21 protein-coding genes are annotated in these 25,060 nt (G+C 74.4%); 7 read left to right on the top strand and 14 right to left on the bottom strand.

Annotation, left to right across the window (positions count from 1 at the left end; all coding sequences use genetic code 11):
* Window positions 1-24: 24 nt before the first annotated feature.
* The 7 genes from murD to rsmH form a co-directional block, all read right to left on the bottom strand.
* Window positions 25-1,455: a UDP-N-acetylmuramoyl-L-alanine--D-glutamate ligase gene (murD, locus tag ACPC54_RS01245; RefSeq protein WP_498959852.1), complete on the bottom strand. Its 1,431-nt coding sequence runs from the start codon at window positions 1,453-1,455 to the stop codon at window positions 25-27.
* Complete coding sequence (gene mraY / locus ACPC54_RS01240; RefSeq protein WP_498960539.1) at window positions 1,452-2,513, bottom strand: phospho-N-acetylmuramoyl-pentapeptide-transferase; 1,062 nt, start codon at window positions 2,511-2,513, stop codon at window positions 1,452-1,454. The genes murD and mraY overlap by 4 nt, the downstream gene beginning before the upstream one ends.
* A complete protein-coding gene (locus ACPC54_RS01235; RefSeq protein ID WP_498959850.1) occupies window positions 2,513-3,916 on the bottom strand; it encodes a UDP-N-acetylmuramoyl-tripeptide--D-alanyl-D-alanine ligase in 1,404 nt (467 codons plus the stop codon). The genes mraY and ACPC54_RS01235 overlap by 1 nt, the downstream gene beginning before the upstream one ends.
* On the bottom strand, window positions 3,913-5,565 hold the full coding sequence (locus ACPC54_RS01230; protein WP_498959848.1) for a UDP-N-acetylmuramoyl-L-alanyl-D-glutamate--2,6-diaminopimelate ligase: 1,653 nt from the start codon (window positions 5,563-5,565) through the stop codon (window positions 3,913-3,915). Before ACPC54_RS01230 ends, ACPC54_RS01235 begins: the two co-directional genes overlap by 4 nt.
* A 6-nt stretch (window positions 5,566-5,571) precedes the next feature.
* Window positions 5,572-7,932 (bottom strand): peptidoglycan D,D-transpeptidase FtsI family protein, encoded by a 2,361-nt coding sequence (locus ACPC54_RS01225; protein WP_498959846.1) that lies wholly within the window; start codon window positions 7,930-7,932, stop codon window positions 5,572-5,574.
* On the bottom strand, window positions 7,929-8,423 hold the full coding sequence (gene ftsL, locus ACPC54_RS01220; protein ID WP_498959844.1) for a cell division protein FtsL: 495 nt from the start codon (window positions 8,421-8,423) through the stop codon (window positions 7,929-7,931). The genes ACPC54_RS01225 and ftsL overlap by 4 nt, the downstream gene beginning before the upstream one ends.
* 133 nt (window positions 8,424-8,556) lie before the next feature.
* Window positions 8,557-9,531 carry a 16S rRNA (cytosine(1402)-N(4))-methyltransferase RsmH gene (rsmH, locus tag ACPC54_RS01215; protein ID WP_498959842.1) on the bottom strand — a complete coding sequence of 325 codons (975 nt, stop codon included), beginning with the start codon at window positions 9,529-9,531 and terminating at the stop codon, window positions 8,557-8,559.
* 538 nt (window positions 9,532-10,069) lie between these two features.
* On the opposite strand from rsmH, the gene ACPC54_RS01210 reads away from it, so the two are divergent.
* From ACPC54_RS01210 to ACPC54_RS01195, 4 genes are all read left to right on the top strand, one after another.
* Window positions 10,070-10,615, top strand: a complete 546-nt coding sequence (locus ACPC54_RS01210) for a beta-class carbonic anhydrase (protein ID WP_498959840.1) — start codon at window positions 10,070-10,072, stop codon at window positions 10,613-10,615.
* Between the two features lie 276 nt (window positions 10,616-10,891).
* Window positions 10,892-11,935, top strand: coding sequence for an AAA family ATPase (locus tag ACPC54_RS01205; protein ID WP_498959838.1), 1,044 nt, complete (start codon window positions 10,892-10,894; stop codon window positions 11,933-11,935).
* Window position 11,936: 1 nt separating this feature from the next.
* A complete protein-coding gene (locus ACPC54_RS01200) occupies window positions 11,937-13,256 on the top strand; it encodes a DUF58 domain-containing protein (protein ID WP_498959836.1) in 1,320 nt (439 codons plus the stop codon).
* Window positions 13,253-15,670, top strand: coding sequence for a transglutaminase TgpA family protein (locus tag ACPC54_RS01195; RefSeq protein WP_498959834.1), 2,418 nt, complete (start codon window positions 13,253-13,255; stop codon window positions 15,668-15,670). The genes ACPC54_RS01200 and ACPC54_RS01195 overlap by 4 nt, the downstream gene beginning before the upstream one ends.
* Before the next feature lie 119 nt (window positions 15,671-15,789).
* Here ACPC54_RS01195 and ACPC54_RS01190 read toward each other — a convergent pair whose 3' ends face one another.
* From ACPC54_RS01190 to ACPC54_RS01180, 3 genes are all read right to left on the bottom strand, one after another.
* Window positions 15,790-16,179 carry an SCO2097 family morphological protein gene (locus tag ACPC54_RS01190; protein WP_045692139.1) on the bottom strand — a complete coding sequence of 130 codons (390 nt, stop codon included), beginning with the start codon at window positions 16,177-16,179 and terminating at the stop codon, window positions 15,790-15,792.
* 456 nt (window positions 16,180-16,635) lie between these two features.
* Window positions 16,636-17,388 carry a methyltransferase domain-containing protein gene (locus ACPC54_RS01185; RefSeq protein ID WP_498959831.1) on the bottom strand — a complete coding sequence of 251 codons (753 nt, stop codon included), beginning with the start codon at window positions 17,386-17,388 and terminating at the stop codon, window positions 16,636-16,638.
* A gap of 58 nt (window positions 17,389-17,446) precedes the next feature.
* On the bottom strand, window positions 17,447-18,007 hold the full coding sequence (locus tag ACPC54_RS01180; RefSeq protein ID WP_498959829.1) for an SAV_6107 family HEPN domain-containing protein: 561 nt from the start codon (window positions 18,005-18,007) through the stop codon (window positions 17,447-17,449).
* A gap of 538 nt (window positions 18,008-18,545) precedes the next feature.
* Here ACPC54_RS01180 and ACPC54_RS01175 point away from each other — a divergent pair.
* Together ACPC54_RS01175 and ACPC54_RS01170 are read left to right on the top strand one after the other, a co-directional pair.
* Window positions 18,546-19,154 (top strand): DUF4126 domain-containing protein, encoded by a 609-nt coding sequence (locus ACPC54_RS01175; protein WP_498959827.1) that lies wholly within the window; start codon window positions 18,546-18,548, stop codon window positions 19,152-19,154.
* Between the two features lie 11 nt (window positions 19,155-19,165).
* Window positions 19,166-20,689 carry a phytoene desaturase family protein gene (locus ACPC54_RS01170; protein ID WP_498959825.1) on the top strand — a complete coding sequence of 508 codons (1,524 nt, stop codon included), beginning with the start codon at window positions 19,166-19,168 and terminating at the stop codon, window positions 20,687-20,689.
* A 14-nt stretch (window positions 20,690-20,703) separates the two neighbouring features.
* Here ACPC54_RS01170 and ACPC54_RS01165 read toward each other — a convergent pair whose 3' ends face one another.
* Window positions 20,704-21,609: a hypothetical protein gene (locus ACPC54_RS01165; RefSeq protein ID WP_498959823.1), complete on the bottom strand. Its 906-nt coding sequence runs from the start codon at window positions 21,607-21,609 to the stop codon at window positions 20,704-20,706.
* 163 nt (window positions 21,610-21,772) lie between these two features.
* Window positions 21,773-22,687, bottom strand: coding sequence for a methylenetetrahydrofolate reductase [NAD(P)H] (gene metF, locus ACPC54_RS01160; RefSeq protein ID WP_498959821.1), 915 nt, complete (start codon window positions 22,685-22,687; stop codon window positions 21,773-21,775).
* Window positions 22,688-22,870: 183 nt separating this feature from the next.
* On the opposite strand from metF, the gene ACPC54_RS01155 reads away from it, so the two are divergent.
* Window positions 22,871-23,977 carry a polyprenyl synthetase family protein gene (locus tag ACPC54_RS01155; RefSeq protein WP_498959819.1) on the top strand — a complete coding sequence of 369 codons (1,107 nt, stop codon included), beginning with the start codon at window positions 22,871-22,873 and terminating at the stop codon, window positions 23,975-23,977.
* Between the two features lie 31 nt (window positions 23,978-24,008).
* Here ACPC54_RS01155 and thiE read toward each other — a convergent pair whose 3' ends face one another.
* Together thiE and ACPC54_RS01145 are read right to left on the bottom strand one after the other, a co-directional pair.
* Complete coding sequence (thiE, locus tag ACPC54_RS01150) at window positions 24,009-24,656, bottom strand: thiamine phosphate synthase (protein WP_498959817.1); 648 nt, start codon at window positions 24,654-24,656, stop codon at window positions 24,009-24,011.
* Window positions 24,656-25,021: an Rv2175c family DNA-binding protein gene (locus ACPC54_RS01145; protein ID WP_498959815.1), complete on the bottom strand. Its 366-nt coding sequence runs from the start codon at window positions 25,019-25,021 to the stop codon at window positions 24,656-24,658. Before ACPC54_RS01145 ends, thiE begins: the two co-directional genes overlap by 1 nt.
* Between the last annotated feature and the right edge of the window lie 39 nt (window positions 25,022-25,060).

The following is a 25,060-nucleotide window of genomic DNA, read 5'->3' as shown; positions in this document are numbered from 1 at the left end:
TCTCGTACGACGCCCCCGTGGGGCCTAGCTCGCCAGCTCCCGGACGGCCGCCGCGAAGAGGTCGCCGCGCTCGCCGTAGTTGGTGAACATGTCCATCGAGGCGCAGGCCGGAGCCAGCAGCACCGTGTCACCCGATCGGGCGAGCGATGCGGCCGTTCGAACGATCTCGGCCATCGCCACCGCGCCAGTCTGGCCCTCGGCCGCCTCGATCACCGGCACATCCGGAGCGTGTCGCTCCAGCGCCTCCCGGATCAGCGCGCGGTCCTGGCCGATCAGCACCACTCCGCGCAGCCGCTCGGCCGCGCCCTGGACGAGGTCGTCGAAGGTCGCGCCCTTGGCCAGGCCGCCGGCGATCCAGACGATCGGCCGGAAAGCGGCCAGCGAGGCGGCGGCGGCGTGGGTGTTGGTGGCCTTGGAGTCGTCGACGTAGGCGACCTCGCGGACGGTGGCCACCTCGGCGATCCGGTGCGCGTCCGGGCGGAAGGCCCGCAGGCCCTCGCGGACGGCCTTCGGCTCGACCCCGTAGGCCCGGGCCAGCGCCGCCGCGGCGAGCGCGTTGGCGATGTTGTGCGGGGCCGGCGGGTTGACGTCCTCGACGGAGCCCAGCTCGGCCGCGCTCCTGGCCCGGTCCTCGACGAAGGCGCGGTCCACCAGCAGGCCGTCCACCACGCCGACGTTCGACGGGCTCGGCGCGCCGAGGCCAAAGCCGACCGCCCGGCAGCCCTCCTCGACGTCGGCCTCGCGGACCAGCGCCTCGGTGGCCGGGTCGGCCAGGTTGTACACGCAGGCGACGACGTTGCCCTCGTAGATCCGGCCCTTGTCGGCGGCGTACGCCTCCATCGAGCCGTGCCAGTCGAGGTGGTCGGGGGCCAGGTTGAGCACGGCCGCCGAGTACGGACGCAGCGAGGGCGCCCAGTGCAGCTGGTAGCTGGACAGTTCGACGGCGAGCACGTCGTACGGCTCCTCGGCGAGCACCGCGTCCAGCACCGAGACCCCGACGTTGCCGACCGCGGCGGTGCGCTTGCCCGCGGCGGTGAGGATCGAGGCGAGCATCTGGACGGTGGTGGTCTTGCCGTTGGTGCCGGTGACGGCCAGCCAGGGGGCGGGCTCGCCGGTGGCCGGCAGCGGCTTGCGCAGCCGCCAGGCCAGCTCGACGTCGCCCCAGACCGGGACGCCGGCCGCCTCGGCGGCGGCGAACAGCGGGCTGTCCGGCGCCCAGCCGGGCGAGGTGACGATCAGCCGGGTGCCCTCGGGCAGGCTCGCGCCGTCGCCCAGGCGCACGGCGACGCCGAGCGCCGTCAGCTCGGCGGCGCGCGCCTTCAGGCCGTCGCCGCTGCCGCCGTCCACGACGGTGACGTCCGCGCCGAGGCCGCGCAGCACGCGCGCGGCGCTGATGCCGGAGACGCCGAGCCCGGCGACCACGACGGGCAGGTTCATGAAGTCAGGATTCGTCATCCGGTCCGGTATCCCGCGTAGAAGAGGCCGAGGCCGACGGCCACGCACAGGCCCTGGATGATCCAGAAGCGGACCACGACCAGGACTTCGCTCCAGCCCTTGAGTTCGAAGTGGTGCTGCAGGGGTGCCATCTTGAACACGCGCTTGCCGGTCATCCGGAAGGAGCCGACCTGGATGATCACCGACAGGGTGATGATCATGAAGAGGCCGCCGAGCAGGATGAGCAGCAGCTCGGTGCGCGAGCAGATCGCCAGGCCGGCCAGCGCGCCGCCGAGGGCGAGCGAGCCGGTGTCACCCATGAAGATCTTGGCGGGCGAGGTGTTCCACCACAGGAAGCCGAAGCAGGAGCCCATCAGGGCGGCGGCCACCACGGCGAGGTCCAGCGGGTCGCGGACGTCGTAGCAGCTGACGGTGGCGGTGGCCGCGTAGGCGCAGCTCTGCCCGTACTCCCAGACGCCGATGAAGGTGTAGGCGCCGAAGGCCATCACCGAGGCGCCGGTGGCGAGGCCGTCCAGACCGTCCGTCAGGTTCACGCCGTTGGAGGTGGCGGCGATCATGAAGTAGGCGAAGATGACGAACAGCACGGGGCCGATCGCCCACTTGAAGTCGCGCACGAAGGACAGCGACTCCGAGGCCGGGCTGAGTCCGCGGCTGTCGTGGAACTGCAGCGCCAGGACGGCGAAGGCGAGGCCGACGATGGACTGGCCGGCCAGCTTCGCCTTGGCCCGCAGGCCGAGCGAGCGGCGCTTGACGACCTTGATGTAGTCGTCCAGGAAGCCGACCAGGCCGAGGCCCGCGGTCAGGAAGAGCACCAGCAGCCCGGAGGCGGTCGGGGCCTCGCCCGTTATCGCCTTGGTCCCGAAGTAGGCGATCAGCGTCGCCAGGATGAAGGCGATGCCGCCCATGGTGGGCGTGCCCTTCTTGCTGTGGTGCGCCTTGGGGCCGTCGTCGCGGATGTACTGGCCGTAGCCACGCCGGGCGAGCAGCTTGATCAGGGCGGGGGTGCCGACCAGCGAGAGGATCAGGCCGATCATCCCGGAGAAGAGGATCTGCTTCATCATCGGGCAGCACCGTCCGCCAGGAGGGCCTCGGCCACCTTCTCCAGCCCCACCGAACGGGACGCCTTCACCAGGACCACATCCCCCGGCCGCAGCTGACTGCGCAGCAGCTCGACCGCCGCGTCCGCGTCGGACACCAGCACCGACTCCTCACCCCACGAACCTTCGTTCCTCGCGCCGAGTTCCATGCAGGCCGCCTCGCGTCCGCCGACCGCCACCAGCTTGGTGACGTCCAGCCGGACGGCGAGCCGTCCGATGGCGTCGTGCTCGGCCAGGCTCTCCTCGCCGAGCTCCCGCATCTCGCCGAGCACCGCCCAGGTGCGGCGGCGCTCCGGGCCCCGGCCCCCCATCGAGACCAGCGCCCGCAGCGCGGCCCGCATCGAGTCGGGGTTCGCGTTGTAGGCGTCGTTGACGACGGTGACACCATCGGCCCGGTCGACGACCTCCATGCGCCAGCGGGACAGCGCATCCGCCTCGCCCAGGGCTGCCGCGGCGTCGTCGACGGACATCCCGAGCTCCATCGCCACCGCGGCGGCGGCGAGGGCGTTCGAGACGTGGTGCTCACCGTACAGGCGCAGCTGCACGGGCGCGGAACCGGCCGGGGTGGTGAGCGTGAACGATGGCCGTCCGGTGGCGTCCAGGCGAACACCGGTGGCCCGCACCTGGGCGTCCGGGGACTCGCCGAAGTACACGACCTTCGCCCTGGTCCGGGCGGCCATCGCCCGTACCAGCCGGTCGTCCGCGTTGAGGATCGCGGTGCCGGCCGCGGGCAGCGCCTCGACGATCTCGCCCTTGGCCTCGGCGATCGCCTCCTGCGAGCCGAACTCGCCGACGTGCGCGGTGCCGACGTTCAGCACCAGGCCGATCCGCGGCGGGGTGATCGAGGTGAGGTACTCGATGTCGCCCTTGTGCCGGGCGCCCATCTCCATGACCAGGTGCCGGGTGCCGGCCTCGACCCGCAGCGCGGTCATCGGGTGGCCGATCTCGTTGTTCAGCGAGCCGGGCGGGTAGACGGTCTCGCCGAGGCGCTGGAGCAGCTGGGCGATCAGGTCCTTGGTGCTGGTCTTGCCGGCCGAGCCGGTCAGCGCGACCACGGCGGTGCCCTCGGCGCGGGCGACCACGGTGCGGGCCAGCTTGCCGAGCGCGTCCACCACACTGTCGACCAGGACGGCGGGCACGCCGACCGGGCGGGAGGCCAGCACCGCGACGGCGCCGGCGGCGACCGCCGTGTCCGCGTAGTCGTGGCCGTCCACGTGCTCGCCGGCGAAGGCCGCGAACAGGCCGCCGGGGCTCACCTTGCGCGAGTCGACCTCGACCGGGCCGGTGACCAGGGCGTCCGGGTCGGCGCCGTCCAGGGAGCCCCCGACTGCGGCGGCCACCTCGGCGAGGGTCAGTGCGATCACTGCTGCTCTACTCCTCGGTCGCCCCGGGCGGCCGTGGCCTGCGCGATCGCTTCGCGCAGCACCTCCCGGTCGTCGAAGGGGCGGATCTCGTCTCGTACGTACTGGCCGAGCTCGTGGCCCTTGCCGGCCACCAGCACGGTGTCCCCGGCCTGCGCGCGGGCGACGGCGAGGCGGATCGCCTCGGCCCGGTCGGGGACGACCAGGACGGCCCCGCGCTCGGCCTCGGGCACCGCGGCGGCGCCGGTCAGCATGCTGGCGAGGATCGCCAGCGGGTCCTCGCTGCGCGGGTTGTCGCTGGTCAGCAGGGCGGTGTCGGCGAGCCGGGCGGCGATGTCGCCCATCGGGCCGCGCTTGTGCGGGTCGCGGTCGCCGCCGCAGCCGATCACGACGTGCAGCCGGCCCTTGGTGACCTCGCGCAGCGAGGCGAGGACGGCCCGCAGGGCGTCCGGCTTGTGCGCGTAGTCGACGACGGCGACGTACGGCTGCCCGGCGTCCACCCGCTCCAGCCGGCCCGGCACGCCGGGGACGGCGGCGACGCCGGCCACGGCCCGCTCCAGCGGCAGCCCGGCGGTGACCAGCGCGGTGATCGCCGCGAGCGCGTTGGCGACGTTGAACGGGCCGGGCAGCGGGACGGAGGCGTCGGCCTCGGCGCCCTCCGGGCCGACCACCCGGAAGGTGGAGCCGGCCGGCCCGAGCTGCACGTCCACGGCCCGCCAGTCGGCCTCGGCGGCGCCGGCGGCGGAGAAGGTGGTCACCGGGATCTCGGCCTCGGCGGCGAGCCGGCGGCCGTACTCGTCGTCCAGGTTGACCACCCCGCGGCGGGACTTGCCGGGCTGGAAGAGCCGGGCCTTCGCCTGGAAGTAGTCCTCCATGTCCGGGTGGAAGTCGAGGTGCTCGGGGGTGAGGTTGTTGAACAGCGCGACGTCGTACGCCACCCCGTCGGTGCGGCCGAAGACCAGGGCGTGGCTGGAGACCTCCATGGTCACCGCGTCGGCGCCGCGCTCGGCCATCACGCCGAGGATCGCGTGCAGGTCGGTGGCCTCGGGGGTGGTGCGCTCGCTCTTGATCCGCTCGGCGCCGACCCGCATCTCGACGGTGCCGATCACGCCGGGGCTGCGCCCGGCGCCGCGCAGACCGCCCTCGACCAGGTAGGACGTGGTGGTCTTGCCGTTGGTGCCGGTCAGCCCGATCATCAGCAGCCGCTCGGACGGGTTGCCGTAGACGATCGCGGCCAGCTCGCCCATCCGGGCCCGCGGCCGGTCGACGACCAGCAGCGGCAGGCCGGTGCCGGCCGCCAGTTCGGCCCCGGCCGGGTCGGTGAGCACGGCCACCGCGCCGGCCTCCGCGGCCTTGGCGGCGAAGGCCGCGCCGTGGTGGTTGGCGCCCGGGAAGGCCACGTACACGTCGCCCGGGCGCACGGCGCGGGAGTCGTGGGTGACGCCGGTGACGGCGCCGCCCGCGACGGGCGGCAGGCCCAGCCGGGAGGCCAGCTCGGCGAGCGGCAGGGCGGCGGTCCCGGTCGGGCGGGGCGGACTCACGGTGGTTTGATCGGGTTTCGGCACGGCGGGAAGGCTATCCGCCGAAGGGCGTCCAGGGCCAAACCGGCCCTTCGCCGCGCCGTCGTCCCGACCGGTCCGCTGGTTGCTCATGCGCGCTCACGGCTTCCAGTCGACGGCCAGGTTCGGCGCCTGGCTGCCGCTCGGCGGGACCTGCATGGTCTTCAGGGTGAACTCCATCACCTGCTTGAACACCGGCCCGCACAGCTGGCCGCCGAAGTGCCCGTTGACCGGGCCCTGGAGGGTGCAGGAGACGGTGTAGCGGGGGGCGTCGGCGGGGGCGAAGCCGATGAACGAGGCGGTGTAGCCGTCGTAGCCGACCCCGTTGGCGGCCCCCCGGTTGGCCGTGCCGGTCTTGCCCGCGACCCGGTAGCCGGGGATCGCGGCCTTGCCGCCGGTGCCCTGCTCGTCGTCGACGACCGACTCCAGCATCGAGGTGAGGGTCTTGGCGGTCTGCTCGCTGACCACCCGGGTCTGCTCGCCCGCCGGCGTCGGGGTGTACGTGCCGTCCGGGCCGGTGACGCCCTGGACGATGCTGGGCGCGACCCGCACCCCGCCGTTGGCGATGGTCGAGTACACCGACGTCGCCTGCAGGGCGTTCATCTGCATCGGGCCCTGGCCGAAGGAGATGTTGTACTTCTCCGAGGCGACCAGGTCCTCCGGCTTCTTGAGCTTCCCCGGGGTCTCCCCCGGGAAGTTCAGACCGGTCGGCTGGGCCACCCCGAACTTGCGCATGTAGCCGTCCAGCACCTGGTTGGCCTTCAGCTGGTCGCCGTCGCCGAGGGTCTCGATCGCCTCGATGGTGCCGATGTTCGAGGACTTGGCCAGCACCCCGGCCAGGGTCAGGTACCAGGTGCCGTGCTCGACGTCGTCCTTGAACTGCTGCCCGGCCCGGACCAGCGGGTACGGCACCGTCACCTTGGTGTCCCAGTTGGCCTTGCCGGTGTCCAGCACGGCGGCCAGGCTCATCAGCTTCGCGGTGCTGCCCGGCTCGTACGCGTCCTGGAGCGCGGCATTGCCCAGCTGGGACTGCTTGGCGCTGGACAGGTCGGCCGGGTTGAAGCCGGGCGCGGTGGCCATCGCGAGGACCTGGCCGGTCTTCACGTCCTGGACGACGACGTAGCCCTTCTCCGCGCCGGAGTTGGCCACCTGGTCGGTGATCGCCCGCTGGGCGGCCCACTGGATGTCGCGGTTGATGGTCAGCTTCACGTCGCTGCCGGGCACGGCGGGCTCCCGCGAGCCGCCGGCCGTGGGCACCAGCCGACCGCCCGCCTGGGCGTAGCTGCTGTGGCCGTCCTTGCCGGCCAGCTGCTTCTGGTACTGCAACTCCAGACCGCCCGCGCCCTCGCCCTCGCCGTTCACGAAGCCGACCAGGTTGGCGGCCAGCCCGCCGGCCGGGTAGATCCGCTTCTGGGTCTCCCGGTTGAACACCCCGGCGAGCGGGTTGGCGCACTCGTTGTCGATCCGGGTGCGCCCGCCCTGCTCGGCGGGCTTGGTCAGGAGCTTGCGCTGCGCCTGGCAGGTGCGCGAGCCGGCCTGCTTCTCCAGGCTCGCCTTGAGGTCGCTGATCTGGTTCTTGGCGGCCGGGGTCTGCTGGGCGGCGAGCCGCTTGTAGCGGGTCTTGGGGGTGTGCAGGTCGGCGGCGAGCTTCTCCTTGGACACGCCGAGGACCGGCGCCAGCAGCGCGGCGGCCTGCTCCGGGGCGTCCGGGATGCCGGTCGACTCCGGGGTGAACATCGCCGGGTCGGCGGTGATGTCGTACGCGTCGACGGTGGCGGCCAGCGCCACGCCGTCCGAGGACGTTATCGAGCCGCGCTCGGCGGTGATCGGGATGTTCTGGTAGCGGTTGTTGTTGGCGTCGGCGGCCAGCGCGTCGGAGTCCAGCAGCTGGAGCTGCACCAGCCGCCCGGCGAACACCGAGAACACCAGCGACATCACCACGGTGATCACCCGCAACCGGCGCCTGGGCTCGGCCAGCCGCAGGGCCTTGGGCCGCTGCGGCAGCCGGGGCTTCGGGCGCGGCCGCACCGCGGCCTGGCCCCGGGCCGGCGGGCGGCCCTCGGGGCGGCGCTGCTGCGGCGCGCGCGGAGTACGGGCGGCGGCGACCTTGGCGGGCTGCACCTTGGCGGCGGGGCCGCGGCCGGGCTGCGCCGACCGGGCGGGCTGGCCCTTCGCGGCGGCGGGCTTCGCGGCGGCGGCCTTGGCCGGTGCGGGCTTCGCGGCCGGGGCGCGGCCGGTCGCGGGCTTGGCGGCCGGGGGCTTGGCGGACTGCCCGCGTACCGGCTGCCCCTTCACGGGCTGCTTGGCGGGCTGTCCCTTGGCCGGCTGCGGCCGGCCGGTGGCGGAGCGCTCGCGCGGCACGCCCTGGCGGGGCGCACCGGCGCGGGGCGTCTGGCGGCGGCCGTTCCCGGCGCCGGAGCCGGATCCGGAACCGCCGGTGGGCTGGCGGGGCGTGCTCATCGGGCCGCACCCCCCGGGTGCTGCGGCTGCGCGGGTGCGGCCGGGGCGACGGGGTTGAGCTGGACGACCGAGTCGCTGCTCGACGCCGCCGGGCTGGGCGTGCCGGCAGGGGCGGCCGCCGGGGCGGTGGCCTGCGGGGTCGGCTTCATCGGCCACGGCTCGACCGTCGAGCGCTTCACCGGCGGGCTGTCCTGGGCCGGCCCGGGCGTGCCGATCACCTTGCCGCCGTTCGGGACGTCCAGGAAGGCCATCCCGCCGGCCGGGACCATGCCCAGTTCGGCGGCCCGCTTGGCCAGCGCGTCCGGCGCCGAGGACTGGTCGATCTCGTGCTGGAGGCCCTGCTGTTCGTCGGTGGCCTTGGTGGTCTGCTTCTGCAGCCGGGACAGCTCGAAGGAGCCCTCGTTGAGGGCGGTGTTCAGCGCCAGCAGCCCGAACAGCCCGCCGGCCAGCAGCACCACCACGAGCACGGCGAACGGCGTGCGCCCGCGCACCGGGCGCCGCCCCGGCCGGACCGTGATCCGCGCCCTGCCCTGCCCGGGGAGTGTTCCCCGCCCCGTCCGGACCCCACCGGCCACCGGCCCCACCGCTTTCCTCCGCCCTTCGGACCCCGCCGGGGCCGTCGTGTCAGCCCCGCTTGTTACGGTCCCTGATCCTCTCCGCCACCCGCAGCCGTACGGGCGCGGCGCGCCGGTTCTCCTCGATCTCCTCCTCGGTGGCCAGCTCGGCACCGCGGGTGATCAGTTTGAGCCAGGGCTGGTGCTCCTCCGGGATGAACGGCAGTCCCGGCGGGGCGGTGCTGGTCGCCCCGGCGGCGAAGTACTGCTTCACCAGGCGGTCTTCCAGCGACTGGTAGGACATCACGACGATCCGACCACCGAGCGCGAGGACGTCCAGCGCGCCCGGGATCGCCCGGTCCAGCACCTCCAGCTCGCCGTTGACCTCGATCCGCAGGGCCTGGAACGTCCGCTTGGCCGGGTTCCCGCCGGTGCGGCGGGTCGCCGCCGGAATGGCGTTGCGCACCAGATCGACCAGACGCGCGCTGTTGGTGAACGGTTCCTTCTCCCGCTCCCGCAGGATCACCGAGGCGATCTTCCCGGCGAACCGCTCCTCGCCGTACACCTTGAGGATCCGGGCCAGGTCGCCGTGGCTGTAGGTGTTCAGCACCTCCGCCGCGCTGATCCCCCGGGTCTGGTCCATCCGCATGTCCAGCGGCGCGTCCTGCGCGTACGCGAAGCCACGGTCCGCCTCGTCCAGCTGCATCGAGGAGACACCGAGGTCGAACAGGATGCCGTCCACCCGGTCGATGCCCAGGCGCTCCAGCACCTCGGGGATCTCGTCGTAGACCGCGTGCACCAGGGTGGCCCGGTCACCGAAGCGCGCCAGCCGCTCGCCGGACAGCTTCAGCGCCTGCGGGTCGCGGTCCACCGCGATCAGCCGGACCTCCGGGAACTGGGTGAGCAGGGCCTCGCTGTGCCCCCCGAGGCCGAGGGTGGCGTCCACCACCACCGCCCCGGGGCGCGAGATCGCCGGCGCCAGCGCGTCCATGCACCGCTGCAGCATCACCGGAACGTGCTTGGGGCCGGGTTCGTTGCTGCTCATGCGCGGTGGCGCCCTTCCTCGGTGCGGAGCGCCCGACGTCCGGGAGCTGCGGCCATTCTCGCCCACCCGCCCCCGGCAGCACGACGCGGCCCGTGGTCCCCGCCCGCTCAAGGGGAAGGACGCACCCGCCCGGCGCCGGGGAAGGTGCGCCAGGTGAGCACGGAGCGGGTGGAGGCCACGGGCCGCGTCGGTGGAGCCGCACCGGCCGGAAAGGCCCGGTTGACGGGCCCCGGCGGCTGTGCTCGACCGCGCCGCAAACTCTATCGCGCGGACCTTGCCAGTCAATGGCCCGCTCCGGCGCACCACCCGGGCGGCGGTACGGATCACCGCAGGTCGCGGCCGTTGGGGTGGCCTCCGGGCGGCCCCGTCCGGGGGCCTTCGCGGGCCGCCGCGCGCCCCCGTCCGGACCTCGCTCGCGATCCCCGCGGGGACCAGCCGGGACAAACCCTCCCGTTGTGGCTATGCGCTCGGTCACAGCCTCAGGTTCTGTAGCCCTTCCCCCCTCCACGGGCCCCCGGATCGCACTAACGTCACCCCCATGACAGTGACCCCTGACCGGCCCACGCCGCACGCCGCCGCTGCCACCTCCGCCGGACCCACCATCATCGACCGCTTCGTGAGCGCCAACCGCGAGTACGCGGTGACCTTCCGGGACGGCGGCATGGACGCCCGCCCGGTCCAGAAGATCGCCGTGGTGGCCTGCATGGACGCCCGCCTCGACCTGTTCGCCGCGCTCGGCCTCGAACTCGGCGACGCGCACGTCATCCGCAACGCCGGCGGCGTCGTCACCGACGACACCATCCGCTCCCTGACCATCAGCCAGCGCGCCCTGGGCACCCGCTCGATCGCGCTGATCCACCACACCGGCTGCGGCCTGCTCGGCCTCACCGAGGACTTCCGCCGCGAGCTGGAGGCGGAGGTCGGCCAGCGCCCGCAGTGGGCGGTGGAGGCCTTCGTCGACCTGGACGGCGACGTCCGCCAGTCCATGCAGCGGGTGCGCACCTCTCCCTTCCTCCTCCACACCGACGACGTCCGCGGCTTCGTCTTCGACGTCCACACCGGACTGCTGCGCGAGATCCACTAGACCCCCGCCCGGGCCCCCGCCCGGCCGACGTCGGCCGGGCATCCCGGGGCATCCCGGGCACCTTCGTCCGCACCGACCCCTGGGGTGACTTCCGGCCACCCCGCGGGAGAGAATGCGCCTGCCGGTCGGACCCCGAACCACCTGGGGCCGGCGCGGCCGCAGGCCGCCCACGGCGCCGGGTCCAGCCTCGGAACCGCCCCCGGGCCGGCCGCGTCCAGCAGGGGTGGGGTCCGGCCTCGGGGTGAGGCCGGACAGGGTGCCAGGGAGCGTAAACGGGTGACGAGCTACAACGATCAGGCCGGTCTCGGCGGTCCTGCGGGGGGCCAGGGGACGGACGGGTACCACCGGGTCGGGCTTCCCGAACTCGCCGCGGTCGTGGACAAGGTCCGCGCCAACATCGAAAGCGTGATCGAGGGCAAGCCGGAGGCCATCCGGATCGCCCTCACGGTCCTGCTCGCCGAGGGCCACCTCCTGCTGGAGGACGTGCCGGGCGTCGGCAAGACCATGCTGGCCAAGGCTCTCGCCCGCTCGGTCGACTGCACCGTGCGCCGCATCCAGTTCACGCCCGACCTGCTGCCGTCCGACGTGACCGGCACCAACATCTACGACCAGCACCAGCGCGACTTCGAGTTCCGCCCAGGCGCCATCTTCGCCCAGATCGTGGTCGGCGACGAGATCAACCGCGCCTCGCCGAAGACCCAGTCCGCGCTGCTGGAGTCCATGGCCGAGCGCCAGGTCACCATCGACGGCACCAGCTACGAGCTGCCCTCGCCGTTCATGGTCGTGGCCACCCAGAACCCGGTCGAGATGGAGGGCACCTACCCGCTGCCCGAGGCCCAGCGCGACCGCTTCATGGCCCGGATCTCGATCGGCTACCCCAGCCCCGAGGCCGAGTTCGCGATGCTGGACGTGCACGGCGGCGCCGACCCGCTGGCGGACCTGCAGCCGGTCGCGCACGCCTCCGACATCCTCAAGCTGATCGACCTCGTCCGCGCCGTGCACATCGCCGACCCGGTCCGCCGCTACGCCGTCGACCTGGTCGGCGCCACCCGCGCCAGCCACGAGCTGCGCCTGGGCGCCTCGCCGCGCGCCACCCTGCACCTGGTCCGGGCCGCCCGCGCCGCCGCCGCGCTGGACGGCCGCGACTACGTCATCCCGGACGACCTGCAGCGCCTGGCCGTCCCGGTCCTCGCGCACCGCCTGATGCCGACCGCCGAGACCCAGCTCAACCGCCGCACCACCGAGCAGATCGTCGCCGAGCTGGTCTCCCGGGTGCCGCTGCCGCGCCCGCAGGGCGGCCCGGCCGTCCGGAGGGGCTGAGGTGACGGCATCCGACCAGGCCTCGGGGCTACGGGCCGGAATCCGCGGCCTGACCACCCGGGGCCGCTCCTTCCTGGCCGCCGGGCTCGCCCTGGTGGCCTGCGCCTACGTGCTCGGCCAGGACGCCCTGCTGCGCGTCGGCGTGCTGCTCACCGTGCTGCCGATGGTCGCCGTGCTGGTGGTCGCCAACACCCGCTACCGGGTGGCCAGCGGACGCCGGCTCAGCCCGCACCGGGCCGTCGCCGGCCAGGAGGCCCGGGTCCACCTGCGGATCGACAACGTCTCGCGGGTGCCCACCGGCGTACTGCTGCTGGAGGACAAGGTCCCGTACGTGCTCGGGCCGCGCCCGCGCTTCGTGCTGGACCGGGTCGAGCCGCACGGCTTCCGCGAGGTGTCCTACCGGGTCCGCTCCGACCTGCGCGGCCGCTACCCGCTCGGGCCGCTGCAGCTGCGGCTGTCCGACCCGTTCGGGATGTGCGAGGTCAACCGCGCCTTCGCCGCCCACGACGTGCTCACCGTCGTCCCCCAGGTCCAGGTCCTGCCGCACGTGCGGATCAGCGGCGAGTGGGCCGGCCAGGGCGAGAGCCGCAGCCGCACCCTGGCGCTGGCCGGCGACGACGACGTGATCCTGCGCGAGTACCGGCCCGGCGACGACCTGCGCCGGGTGCACTGGAAGTCCACCGCCCGCTACGGCGAGCTGATGGTGCGCCGCGAGGAGCAGCCGCAGAAGGCCCGCGCCACCGTCCTGCTGGACACCCGGGAGATCGCCCACCGGGGCAGCGGCCCCGCCTCCTCCTTCGAGTGGGCGGTGAGCTGCGCCGCCTCCGTCACCGCGCACCTGCTGCAGCGCGGCTACCAGACCCAGCTGCTCACCGACACCGGCCACTGGGTGCCCGCGCCCGACAGCGGGAACCACCAGCCCGCCGAGACCTCCGGGCTGATCCTGGACGCCCTCGCGGTCGTCGACCTGTCGGACGGCGGGGGGCTCTCCCGTGCCGAGGAGCCGCTGCGGGCCTCCGGCGAGGGCCTGCTGGTCGCCGTGCTCGGCGAACTGGACGAGACCCAGGCCGCCCGGCTCGCCCGGCTGCGCGGCCGCACCGGCGGGGCGATCGCCCTCCTGCTGGACACCGGCACCTGGACCGGCCTGCGGATGCTCGCCCCGCACACCGGCGGCGACGAGTTCCGCGCCCGGGCCCGCCAGCTGAGCGAGGCCGGCTGGACCGTCCTGCCGGTGCGGGCCGGCGACTCCCTGCCGGAGCTCTGGCAGCGCGTCGACGGCCCCAAGACGACCGCCCACCATCGAGAAGGGGCCGGCGCGTGACCACTCGGGCCAAACTGACCGTCTACTCGGCGCTGGCCACCGCCCTCGCCTCGCTGTGCCTGCTCCCGCTGCTGACCACCCGCAGCTGGCTCACCTTCAGCCTGCTGGTGATCGCCGTGCTCGCGGCCGCCGGCGCCGGCCTGCGCCGCTCCCCGCTGTTCCGCTGGAGCGTGCCGATCGCCCAGCTGCTGCTCCTGCTGCTGCTCCTGCTGATCGGCTTCGGCGGCGGGTTCGTGCCCGGGCCGACCACGATGCGCACCCTCAGCAACACCTTCTCGGCCGGTGTCGACGACGTCCAGCAGTACGCCATCCCGGCGCCGCCCACGGCCGGCCTGCGGCTGATCCTGGTCTCCTCGGTCGGCCTGGTCGCCATCGTGGTGGACACCATCGCGGTGACCTACCGGCGCGCGGCACTGGCCGGGCTCCCGCTGCTGACCCTGTACTCGGTCGGCAACAAGCTGGCCGGGGACCGCGGCAGCTGGATCTGGTTCGCGCTGGCCGCGCTCGGCTACCTCGTCCTGCTGTTCGCGGAAGGCCAGGACCGCGCCACGCGCTGGGGGAAGGTCTTCCGCGGCCCGCAGGGCGTCGGCGGCGCCACCTCCGTCAGCCCCGGCGGCCGGCAGGTCGGCGTGCTCGCGCTGGCGGTGGCCCTGCTACTGCCCATCCTGCTGCCGCACGGCGGCGCCGGCCTGCTGGGCTCCGACTCCGGCGGATCGTCCTCCGGGAACGGCACCGGCACCGGCGGCACCGCGAGCAGCCTCGACCCGATGGTCAGCCTGGAAGCGGCGATCAGCAAGCCCAGTGACACCGTGCTCTTCACGTACAGCATGGACAGCTCGCAGGCCGACCAGACCTACCTGCGCACCGGCTCGCTCGACCAGTTCGACGGCACCAGCTGGAAGCTCAGCAGCACCACGGTCAACGACCTGCCGGCCAACCTGCCCAACCCCGAGGGCCTGCGGGACGCCATGGTCCCCCGGATCGAGAGCGACTTCCGGGTCGGCGACAAGCTGGGCGGCAAGAGCTGGCTGCCGATGCCGTACCCGGCCTCGTCCGTCCAGGTCCCCAACCGGAGCGAATGGAAGCTCGACCCGCTGACCCGCACCGTCGTGCCGGTCGGCGACAACGCGATCCGGGACCTGAACTACCACGTCACCTCGTACGACCTGCGCCCCAGCGCCAACGAGCTGCGCTCGGCGGCCCTCGCGCCGCAGGACATCCGGGACCGCTACACCGCGCTGCCGGCCGGCCTCCCGCCGGTGGTCGCCGAGCAGGCCAAGGCGATCACGGCCGACGCGCAGAACGACTACGACCGGGCGACGGCGCTGGTGCGGTACTTCACCAGCCCGCAGTTCTCGTACGACACCTCGATCTCCGGCGGCACCGGCAACGACGCCATCGCGGTCTTCCTGCGCGACCGCAAGGGCTTCTGCGTGCACTTCGCCTCCACCATGGCGGCGATGGCCCGCACCCTGAAGATCCCGGCCCGGGTCGCGGTCGGCTTCACCCCCGGCGACACCAAGGGCGGCGGCGTCTACTCGGTGACCGGCAAGATGTACCACGCCTGGCCCGAGCTGTACTTCTCCGGCTACGGCTGGCTGCGCTTCGAGCCGACGCCGAGCCGCGGTGTCGCGCCCAAGTACACCGAGGCGTCCAGCACGCCGACCACCGCGCCCACCGCCGCGCCGACCACCGCCGCGCCGACCACCGGGGCCACCCCGACGCCGAGCGCCAGCAAGAACTGCGGCGGCAAGCAGCAGCAGCTGGGCGACTGCGGCTCGCAGACGAAGACCGTCACCCACACCGCGGACAAGTCCTGGCTGCCGTCCTGGCAGCTGCTGGTCACCCTCGCCGCGGTGCTGCTGGTGATCGTCCTGCTGCTCACCCCGATGCTCTGGCGGAACGCCCTGCGCCGGCGCCGGCTCGGCGGCGGCGGGCGGCGCCGCCCCGGCGGGGACGGCCCGGCGGAGCTCACCGACGCCCAGGTGCTGGCCGCCTGGCAGGAGCTGGTGGACTCGGCCTGGGACTTCGGGATGCCGCCGGACGAGTCGCGCACCCCGCGGGCGGCCGCCCACCGGATCAGCGACGCCTCGAAGCTGGACCCGGACACCGCGGCGGCCACCGGGCGGGTGGCGCTGGCCACCGAGCGGGCGCTCTACGCCCCGTCCGGTCGGGTCACCACCGCTCCGCTGGCGGCCGACGTCCGGGCCGTCCAGGAGGGCCTGCGGGCCAACGCCGGCCGGGCCACGCGGCTGCGCGCGCTGCTGCTGCCGCCGTCCTCGGTGCAGATGTGGTGGCGGGCCTCCGACGCGGTGGGGGCGGGCCGGGCCGCGCTCGGCGCCCGCGTCCACCGGGTGTCGGCGGCCGTCCTCGGGCCGGTGCGGCGGGTGTTCACCCGGCGCCCGAAGCCCTGAGCCCCGGGGCACCGGAGCCGAGCGCTCCGGGGCCCCGGGCCGGGAACGGCGAAACGGCGAAACGCCGGGGCGGGCAGTCGGATCGACTGCCCGCCCCGGCGTTTTCGGCTTCGGTGGGGTCAGAACCCGCCGGTCTGCTCGTCCCGGCGGCGCTGCCAGCGCTGCTCCACCCGGTCCATCATCCCGGCCTTGCGGCGCGGTGCGGCGGCCGGACGGGGGCCGGAACTCTGGCCCGCGGGCCCCCGCCGCCAACCGGTCACGGCGAACACCGCACATCCGAGCATCACCAGGAAGCCCACGACACTGACCCAGATCTGGTCCGGGACGACCATGCCGCCCATCAGCAGGCCGATGCCCACCACGAAGCCGGCGACGGCCAGGTAGACCCGCCGACGGGTGTAGGTGCGCAGCCCGGATCCTTCGAGCGCCGACGCGAATTTGGGATCTTCGGCATACAGCGCTCGCTCCATCTGGTCGAGCAGTCGCTGCTCGTGCTCCGAGAGCGGCACGGAGTCCTCCTACTCGTCGGTCGCGGGTGCGACCGGTCCGCCACCCCGGTCGGGGCGGCCAGTCGAAATCAGCCTTGGGGCACGTGGTCGGACGCCTGTGCGGGGGCCCGGCCCGTGTCAGCCATATGCCCCACGCGTCCGGCGGTCATGCTTTCCGGCTTTACCCAGATCATACGGTCCGCGAGCCGGTTCCGGAGTGGTCTGCGCCGCGTGGGACGAGCCGCTTCGGCCGGTCGGGGCCGCACCCGGCTCAACGCCGCGCGAGCCGGACAAGTGCCCGAACGGGTGGAATCGGCCCGGACCTGGGGAGCTTCACGAACGGGCCACGGCGCAGCCCGAAGCGGCCGGAGGGCGTCCGCACGGCGAACCGCCGCCGGACGGTGTGCGAACCGTACGGCGGCGGGTGGCCTGAGCCGCGGCCGGGCGGCAGGCCCGGCGGCGGGCTCCACGACGGGTTCAGGCCAGGGTGGCCAGCAGGTGCAGCTGGGTGGCGACGGCGTGGAACGCGGGCTGGGAGGCGGCCGCCTCCTCCAGCTTCAGCAGTGCCTCCAGCGCGCCCGGCTCGGTGTCCACCAGCACGCCGGGGACGAGGTCGGCGAAGACCCGGACGCCGTGCACCGACTCCACCCGCAGACCCGCGGCCTCGGCCAGCCGGCCCAGCTCCTCGCCGGTGAAGCGGCGCGGCATCGGGTCCTGCTCGCCCCAGCGGCCGTCCGTGGCGGAGAGCACGGTACGGGCCTCGGTGAAGTGCCCGGACAGCGCGCGGGCCAGCACGGCGCCGTTGCGGTTGGCGGCCAGCAGGCTGACGAACCCGCCCGGGCGCAGGGTGCCGGCCAGGCTGCCGAGCGCCTCGGCCGGGTCGTCGACGACCTCCAGCACGCCGTGGCAGAGCACCGCGTCCACGCTGCCGGCGTCGACCACCTCGGGCAGCGTCTGGGTGTCGCCCTGGACGGCCCGGACGAGGTCGGTCACCCCGGCCTCGGCGGCCCGGCGCTCCAGCGCGAACAGCGCGTCCGGGCTCGGGTCGACCACGGTGACCCGGTGGCCGAGCTTGGCGACGGGCACGGCGAAGTTGCCGGTGCCGCCACCGGTGTCGACCACGTCGAGCACCGGCCGGTCCAGCTCGGCCGCCCGCTTCTCCAGGGCTGCCCGCACCACCTCCCACACCACGGCGGTACGCAGGGAACTGCGGGGACGCGTCGGGTACACGGTCGGGCTCCTTGGCACGTGGAGTTCGATCAGAACGCCTCCACCTTAGACCGGGTCGTCACACGCTCCGCTCACCCCCGGTCGGGTCACCGGCGCCCAGCGGCAGCCGGGGTGCGGGCGGGGCCGCGCGCAGGCCGAGCAGCCGCTCGACCAGCCGCAGGAACAGGGCGGAGTTGCGGATCAGGTCGTCGGCGTCGCGGGCGGAGGCGGCTCCCCTGATCCCGGCCTCGGCGGCGGCCCGGCGGCGGGCGCCGGCGCCGTAGTAGAGCGCCCACTCGGCGAGTTCGGGGGCCACCTCGGGCAGCACCTCCCAGGCGCTGCGGATCGCCTTGCGCCGGCGCGGGTTCTTCTCCGGCCGGCCGCGCACCGCCAGCACGGCCGCCACCGTGCGCAGTGCGGCCAGGTGGGCGGTGGCGTAGCGCTCCAGCGGGTCCTCCAGCGCCCGGGCCCGGGCGAGGGTGCGGTGCGCGTCGGCGAGCAGGTCGAGGGCGGCGGGCGGCGCGGCCGTCCGGCGCGGCACGGGATGGACGTCCCCGCCGGCGGGGCGCGGGCCCCGGTCGTACGGCAGGGCGGCGGAGTGGAGGCGGGCGGTGACGGGCTCAGGATGGCTGATGGTCATGGTCTCCCCCGTTCCGAGGCAGCGCGCGGACCGGGTGGCCCGTGCTCCTCCATCGTGAACGGCACCACTGACAACGCGGCCCGGACAGCATTCCGGCGGCGGGCGCGGACCGTTCCCCCGCTCCGCGCCGCCGCCGTGTGCCCCGCTCCGCCGTCCCCCCGCGGGCGGCGGAGCGAACTCCCCCCGGGTCGGCCGGTCTCCCCCCGGCCCGCTCCGCCGCCCCGTGCCGGCGGTGCGGGGCCCGTGACCGGCGCCCTCGGCGGACCTCGCCACCGTCCACCGGCCGTCGCGGCCCGTGGACGGACGCGTCCGCCACCCGGGCGGTCGGACGCCCGACGCGCCGGCCTCCCGGGTGCCACCACTCTCCCGCCCCGGCGGGTGCGCGGGCATCCGCTGCACTACTCAACCCCGGATCTGAGTACCCGTACTCAGATCCGCCCGACCGGCCGGCCGCCCCGGGAACCGCCGCGACCTGCGCGGACGTCCCGGTCCGCGGGCCGGTACGGTACGGCCCGGAGTTGCGAACCATGGGAGTGCGATGACGATCGTGCCGCTGATCTTCACCAGCGGGCTGGCCAGTGGCATCAACGCGTACGCGGTGGTGCTGCTGCTCGGGCTGCTGGGCCGCTTCGCCGGCGCGGAGTCGGTGCCGCCCGCGCTGGAGCGCACGGACGTGCTGGTCGCGGCGGCGCTGCTGTTCCTGCTGGAGGCGGTGGCCGACAAGATCCCGTACGTGGACAGCGTCTGGGACGTGGTGCACACGGTGATCCGGCCGGTCGCCGGCGCCACCGTGGGCGTGCTGATGGCGAGCCATGACCCGGGGTCGCTGGGCGAGGTCGCCGCCGGCGCGGTGGGCGGCACCACGGCGCTGGTCACCCACCTGGTGAAGGCCTCCCTGCGGATGGCCGTCAACACCTCGCCGGAGCCGGCCAGCAACATCGCGGTCAGCCTGCTGGAGGACCTGTCGGTGGCCGGCCTGGTCACCCTGGCGATCTTCCACCCCTGGCCGGCCGCCGCGATCGCCGCCGTCCTGCTGGCGGCCGGTCTGCTGCTGGTCTGGCTGGCGGTCAGCCGGATCCGGGCCTTCCGGGCCCGCCGCCGCGAGCGCCGGGCCGCCCGGGCGGGGGTCCGGGTCCAGGGCGCTTAGGATCGGGTGCCATGGCAAAGATCGTCGTCATCGGTGCAGGAATGAGCGGGCTCGCGGCGGCCTCCCGGCTGGCGACCCTCGGCCACCGGGTGACGGTCTGCGAGGCGAGCGGCACGTACGGCGGCATGGTCGGCCGGTACGAGCGCGACGGCTTCGCCTTCGACACCGGTCCCGGCCTGCTCACCCTGCCCGCCGTCTACCGCGACCTCGCGCTGAAGACCGGCAAGGAGCCGCTGGAGCAGCTGGTCGAGCTGACGCCCGTCGACCCGGAGAGCCGGCACCTGTTCCCGGACGGCACCGACCTGACCCTGCCCAACGCCTCGCGCGGCGGCGTCAGCCAGGCCCTGGACGCCGCCTTCGGCGCCGGCTCGGGCGCCCGCTGGAGCGCCGTGATGAACCACGGCCGCACGGTCTGGGAGGCCACCCGGCGCCCGCTGCTGGAGGAGCCGCTGCCGTCCGAGCGCGGCGTGCTGACCCCGGCCGACCGCGCGCTGTTCGACACCGACCCGTACCCCGTCCCGCCGCGCACCGGCCTGGCCCGGCTGCGCAAACCCGTCCGCTGGACGCTCGACACCGTGGCGCACCGGCAGCTCGACGGCCACCCGGGCCTGACCGCCCTGCTGGGCGAGCCCGCGCTGCGCTACGGCCTGACGTCCGGGCAGGCGCCGGCCGGGGCCGCGGTGCTGGCGTACATGGAGCAGTCCTTCGGCGTCTGGTACGTCCGGGGCGGGCTGCGGGCGCTGGCGGACGCGGTGTACCGGCGCTGCGAGCTGCGCAAGGTCGCGTTCCGCTTCGACACGCCCGTCACCCGGGTGGTCGTCGAGGACGGCCGGGCGTGCGGCGTCGAGACGGCGGACGGCCGGATCGACGCGGACGTGGTGATCTCCGCGATGGACACCGGCGCCCTGTTCCGCCAGGGCCTGGCCGACTGGCCGGGGGTGCCGCCCGAGGACTGGGAGCCGGTCGAGGTGCCCGGCCGGTTCAGCGTGCTGCTGGCCCTGCGCGGCGGCCGCCCGGCCGGCACCGTGCACCGGACGGTCGTTCACGCGGCCGATCCGGCCGCCGAGGCGAACGCCCTCACCCTCGGCGAGCCGCCCTGCGAGCGCCCGACCGTCCAGGTGCTGCGCCCGGACGACCCGACGCTGCGCCCGGACGACGCGCACGAGAGCGTGGTGCTGACCGCGACCGTCCCGGCCCAGGGCGAGGTCGACTGGACGGCCCCCGGCTTCGCCGAGCACTACGCCGACCGGCTGCTCGCCCACGTGGACGCGGCCGGTCTGGGCCTGCGCGAGCGGGTGCTGTGGCGGGTGGTGCGCACCCCGGAGGACACCCGGCGGGAGACCGGCGCGCTGTTCGGCGCCGTCGCCCAGCCGGTGCTCGCCGGCTCGGTCGCGCCGTCCTCCGGCCTGAAGGCCGCCAACGAGTCGCCCGTCCCCGGCCTCTACCTGGTCGGCGGCGGCGCCCACCCGGGCGGCGGGCTGGCCCGGGTCGGCATGTCGGCCTGCATCACCGCCGGCCTGATCGGCCCGGCGTAGCCCCGACCGGATCCCTAGCCCTGCTGCCAGGTGTTCTGCTGCTGGTAGCCGTAGTGCTGGTCGTAGCCGGGCTGCTGCGGGATGCCCTGCTCGGGCTGCCACTGCTGCTGGGCGTTCGGGTCCCACCCCTGCTGCTGGTGCTGCGGCTGGGCCTGCTGCCACTGCTGCTGGTCGTAGCCGGCCTGGTAGGCGCCGGCGTACGGGTCCTGCTGCTGGTGCTGCACGTCCTGGTGCTGCTGCGGGTAGCCGCCGTACGCCTGGTCGTAGGAGGCGTAGGCCGGCTGCTGCTGGGTCTGCCACTGCTGCTGGTCGTAGCCGGCCTGGTAGGCGCCGGCGTACGGGTCCTGCTGCTGGTGCTGGAAGTCCTGGTGCTGCGCCGCCTGGTGCTGCGGGTCCTGGTGCTGGGGCTCCGGCTGCTGCTCGTAGTAGCCGGGCGCGTAGACGCCGTCCTCGGCGAGGCCCTGCGGCTCGAACGCGGCCGTCCGTTCGACCTCCGGGACGTCCTCCGCCACCGCTTCCGCGACCGCTTCCGCCTCCTCCACCGAGCCGACCTCGCCGACCCGCTCCGCGGTGGCCGCGGCCGCTGCGGTGACGGCGGCGCCGCCGGTCAGGGCGCCGAGCAGGGGCACCTTGGCGAGCGGTCCGGGCAGGCTCCCGTCCGGCTTGCGCAGGGACCAGCCGGCCTGGTAGCCGCGCTTGACCGAGAGGGTGACGAAGGTCTGGCCGACCGCGAACAGGACGGCCCCGGCGCCGATCACCACGACCGAGCCGAGCTTCATGCCGGCGGCGACGCCGAGGAAGCCGGCCAGCGCGAGGACGCGCCAGTGCAGCGGCGCCCGGTTCTGCAGCAGCACCTCGGCGATCAGCCAGAGCGCCACCACCGCCAACGCGACGTACAGCAGCAGGTACCCGATGCCCATCCGCCCGCTACCTCCAGTCGCGTGCCCGCGCGCGCCGCGCGTGTGCGGCGACTGTACCGGTTCAACGGCCGAGGTACCGCATCGCGTTCCCGCCGTCCCGGGCGCCCGGCCGCACACGACCGAGCCCGCCTCCGGCGTGCCGGTGGCGGGCCCGTGGACGGCGTCAGCGCTGGTGCAGGCCGAGGTTCTGGTAGATCTCCAGCGTCGCGGTGGAGTGGTTGAGGGTGATGAAGTGCAGGCCGGGCGCGCCCTCGGCGAGCAGCCGCTCGGCCATCGCGGTGGCGTGCTCCATGCCGATCGCCCGCAGCGCCGCCGGGTCGTCGATGGCCGAGCGCAGCCGGGACTCCAGCTCGGCCGGGAAGGCCGAGCCGCTGAGCTGCGGGAAGCGCTCCAGCTGCTTGGCGTTGGTGACCGGCATGATCTCCGGGATGATCGGCGTCTCGCAGCCCGCCGCCGCGACCCGGTCGCGCAGCCGCAGGTAGTCGTCGACCTCGAAGAACATCTGGGTGATCGCGTAGTCCGCGCCGGCCCGGATCTTCCCGACGAAGTGCCGGATGTCGTCGTCCCAGTTCGTGGAGCGCGGGTGCATGTTCGGCGAGGCCGCGACGCCCACGCAGAAGTCGCCGATCCCCTTGATCAGCTCGACCAGCTCGTACGCGTAGGTGACGCCCTCGGGGTGCCGGACCCACTCGCCCATCGGGTCGCCGGGCGGGTCGCCCCGGACGGCCAGGACGTTCCGGACGCCCTGGTCGGCGTACTGGCCGATGATGTTGCGCAGTTCCGCGATCGAGTGGTCCACGGCGGTCAGGTGGGCCACCGGGGTCAGGGTCGTCTCGGTGGCGATCCGGCCGACCATGTTGACGGTGCGCTCGCGCGAGGAGCCGCCGGCGCCGTAGGTCATGCAGACGAAGTTCGGGTCGAGCGGTTCGAGCCGACGGATGGCGTCCCAGAGCTTCTGCTCGCCCACCTCGGTGCGTGGCGGCATGAACTCGAACGAGAAGGACCGCTTGCCGGCCGCCAGCAGCTCGCGGACCGTCAGTGCGCGGTCCGTCCGGGTGGAAGCGATACCGAGTGCCATGCTGACAGGCTATCGGCCGGGTTCGGGCGGCCGACAACCCGATCCCACTGGGTGAGACGGCCGCTGGGCGGTATTCCGGCTATGTCCGGCCGTGGCCGGTACGGCCCCGGCGGCGGCTCGCACGGATGTTCCCAGCCACCCCGCTACGCTTGCTGCACCCGAGTGAATCAGCGGAGCCCCATCGTGACCTCGTCCAGCAACCGGCCGGCCAACCCCATCGACGTGGAGGACGTCCGTACCCGCGTCAACGACGCCCTCGCCGAGTTCATGGACGGACAGGCCACGCTGCTCGACAAGATCTCGCCGCAGCTGGCGCCCGCCACCGAGGCGCTGCGCGACTTCCTGCTGGACGGCGGCAAGCGGCTGCGCCCGGCCTTCTGCTACTGGGGCTGGCGCGCCGCCGGCGGCCCGGCGACCGGCGACGGGATCGCCCACGCGGCCGCCGCGCTGGAGCTGCTGCAGGCCAGCGCCCTGGTGCACGACGACCTGATGGACCGCAGCGACACCCGCCGCGGCCTGCCCTCCGTCCACCGCCGCTTCGAGGCGCTGCACCGGGAGAGCGGCTGGCGCGGCGACCGCGAGCAGTACGGCGCCTCGGCCGCGGTGCTGCTCGGCGACCTGCTGCTGATCTGGTGCGACGAGCTGTTCCTGCGCTCGGGCCTGGAGCCGGCCGCCGTGCTGGCCGCCAAGCCGGTGTTCGACCTGATGCGCACCGAGGTCATGGTCGGCCAGTACCTGGACGTGCTGGAGCCGGTGGCCGGCGACTCGGCCGACGACGGCGCGCTGGAGCGCGCGCGGACGGTGCTGCACTACAAGTCGGCGAAGTACACCATCGAGCGGCCCCTGCAGGTCGGCGCCCTGCTGGCCGGCGCCGGGCCGGAGCTGGTCGAGGCGCTCGGCGCGTTCGGGCTGCCGCTCGGCGAGGCCTTCCAGCTGCGGGACGACCTGCTCGGCGTCTTCGGGGACCCGGCGGTCACCGGCAAGCCCGCCGGGGACGACCTGCGCGAGGGCAAGCGCACCCTGCTGGTCGCGCACGCGATGCGCGGTCTGTCGGCCGAGGAGGCCCGGCACCTGGACCGGCGGCTCGGCGCGCCGGACCTGGCCGCCGCCGAGGTCGTCGAGCTGCGCGAGCTGGTCGCCCGCAGCGGCGCGCCCGAGCGCGTGGAGCAGCGGATCGCCGAGCTGATGCGGCAGGCCCTGGCCGCGCTGGCGGCGGCGCCGCTGGCGGACGAGCGGGCCCGCGAGGTGCTGCTGGCGCTGGCCGAGGCCGCCACCGTCCGCAAGTACTGACGGACGGCGACGGCCCCTGTGCTCAGCGGGTTCAGACCGCCGCGCGCACCCGGCGGGCGAGCTCGGCGGCGGCCGCCCGCGGGTCGTCCGCCGCGGTGATGGCCCGGACCACCACGATCCGGCGGGCGCCGGCCGCCAGCACCTCGTCGAGGTTGCCGAGGTCGATCCCGCCGATCGCGAACCACGGCCGGTCGGTGGGCTGCTTCGCCGCGTACGAGACCAGGCCGAGGCCCGGCGCGTAGCGGCCCGGCTTGGTCGGGGTGGGCCAGACCGGGCCGGTGCAGAAGTAGTCCACACCCGGCTCGGCGATCGCCGCGTCCACCTCGGACTCGGCGTGGCAGGAGCGCCCGATCAGGACGTCCTCGCCGAGGATCGCCCGGGCGGCCGGCACCGGCAGGTCGTCCTGGCCCAGGTGCAGCACGTCCGGCCGGGCCGCGTGGGCGACGTCGGCGCGGTCGTTGACGGCCAGCAGCTTGCCGTGCCGGTGGCAGGCGTCGGCGAAGACCTCCAGCGCCTCCAGCTCCTGCTTCGCCTCCAGGCCCTTGTCGCGGAGCTGGACGATGTCCACCCCGCCGGCCAGCGCCTCGTCGAGGAAGTCAACCAGGTCGCCCTGCTCGCGACGGGCGTCGGTGCACAGGTAGAGCCGGGCGTCCGCCAGACGGGCGCGGCGGTCGGTCATCACAGCGCCATGGCCTGGGCGCGGCGCTTGACCTCGGTCGCGCGGTTCTCCCACAGCGCCTGCACCGGGGTGCCGGGCAGCGACGCGTCCTCGGTGAACATCCACGCGATGATCTCTTCGTCGCTGAAGCCGCTGTCCCGCAGCACGGTCAGCAGGCCGACCAGGTGCTTGACCGGGCCGTCCTCGTCGATGAACGCCGCCGGGACCTGCAGCGACTTGTTGGGACCGCGGCGGACCGCGATCAGGTCACCCTTCTTGACCATGTTGCGGACCTCGGTGACCAGCACACCCCACCGCTCGGAGATGTCGGGCAGGTACAGCCACTCGGGGACCAGGGCGTCAGTCTTGGCATCGATCTCACTCACGGCACCAGACTGCCACCTCCGCACCGGTCCGCGCACCAA

The organism is Kitasatospora sp. NPDC094028 (assembly GCF_049543595.1).
Taxonomy (GTDB): Bacteria; Actinomycetota; Actinomycetes; order Streptomycetales; family Streptomycetaceae; genus Kitasatospora.
Note: the sequence above shows the minus strand (reverse complement) of the source record. Positions and strands in the feature narration are given on the sequence as shown.

What these genes read in the sequence shown, in the direction of transcription:
- ACPC54_RS01170 (WP_498959825.1), top strand. Translation starts at nt 19,166, where the DNA reads ATGGCAAAGATCGTCGTCATCGGTGCAGGAATGAGCGGGCTCGCGGCG.
- murD (WP_498959852.1), bottom strand. Translation starts at nt 1,455, where the DNA reads ATGACGAATCCTGACTTCATGAACCTGCCCGTCGTGGTCGCCGGGCTC.
- ACPC54_RS01225 (WP_498959846.1), bottom strand. Translation starts at nt 7,932, where the DNA reads ATGAGCACGCCCCGCCAGCCCACCGGCGGTTCCGGATCCGGCTCCGGC.
- ACPC54_RS01165 (WP_498959823.1), bottom strand. Translation starts at nt 21,609, where the DNA reads ATGGGCATCGGGTACCTGCTGCTGTACGTCGCGTTGGCGGTGGTGGCG.
- ACPC54_RS01230 (WP_498959848.1), bottom strand. Translation starts at nt 5,565, where the DNA reads ATGAGCAACCAGCGGACCGGTCGGGACGACGGCGCGGCGAAGGGCCGG.
- ACPC54_RS01175 (WP_498959827.1), top strand. Translation starts at nt 18,546, where the DNA reads ATGACGATCGTGCCGCTGATCTTCACCAGCGGGCTGGCCAGTGGCATC.
- ACPC54_RS01210 (WP_498959840.1), top strand. Translation starts at nt 10,070, where the DNA reads ATGACAGTGACCCCTGACCGGCCCACGCCGCACGCCGCCGCTGCCACC.
- thiE (WP_498959817.1), bottom strand. Translation starts at nt 24,656, where the DNA reads ATGACCGACCGCCGCGCCCGTCTGGCGGACGCCCGGCTCTACCTGTGC.
- rsmH (WP_498959842.1), bottom strand. Translation starts at nt 9,531, where the DNA reads ATGAGCAGCAACGAACCCGGCCCCAAGCACGTTCCGGTGATGCTGCAG.
- ACPC54_RS01180 (WP_498959829.1), bottom strand. Translation starts at nt 18,007, where the DNA reads ATGACCATCAGCCATCCTGAGCCCGTCACCGCCCGCCTCCACTCCGCC.
- mraY (WP_498960539.1), bottom strand. Translation starts at nt 2,513, where the DNA reads ATGAAGCAGATCCTCTTCTCCGGGATGATCGGCCTGATCCTCTCGCTG.
- metF (WP_498959821.1), bottom strand. Translation starts at nt 22,687, where the DNA reads ATGGCACTCGGTATCGCTTCCACCCGGACGGACCGCGCACTGACGGTC.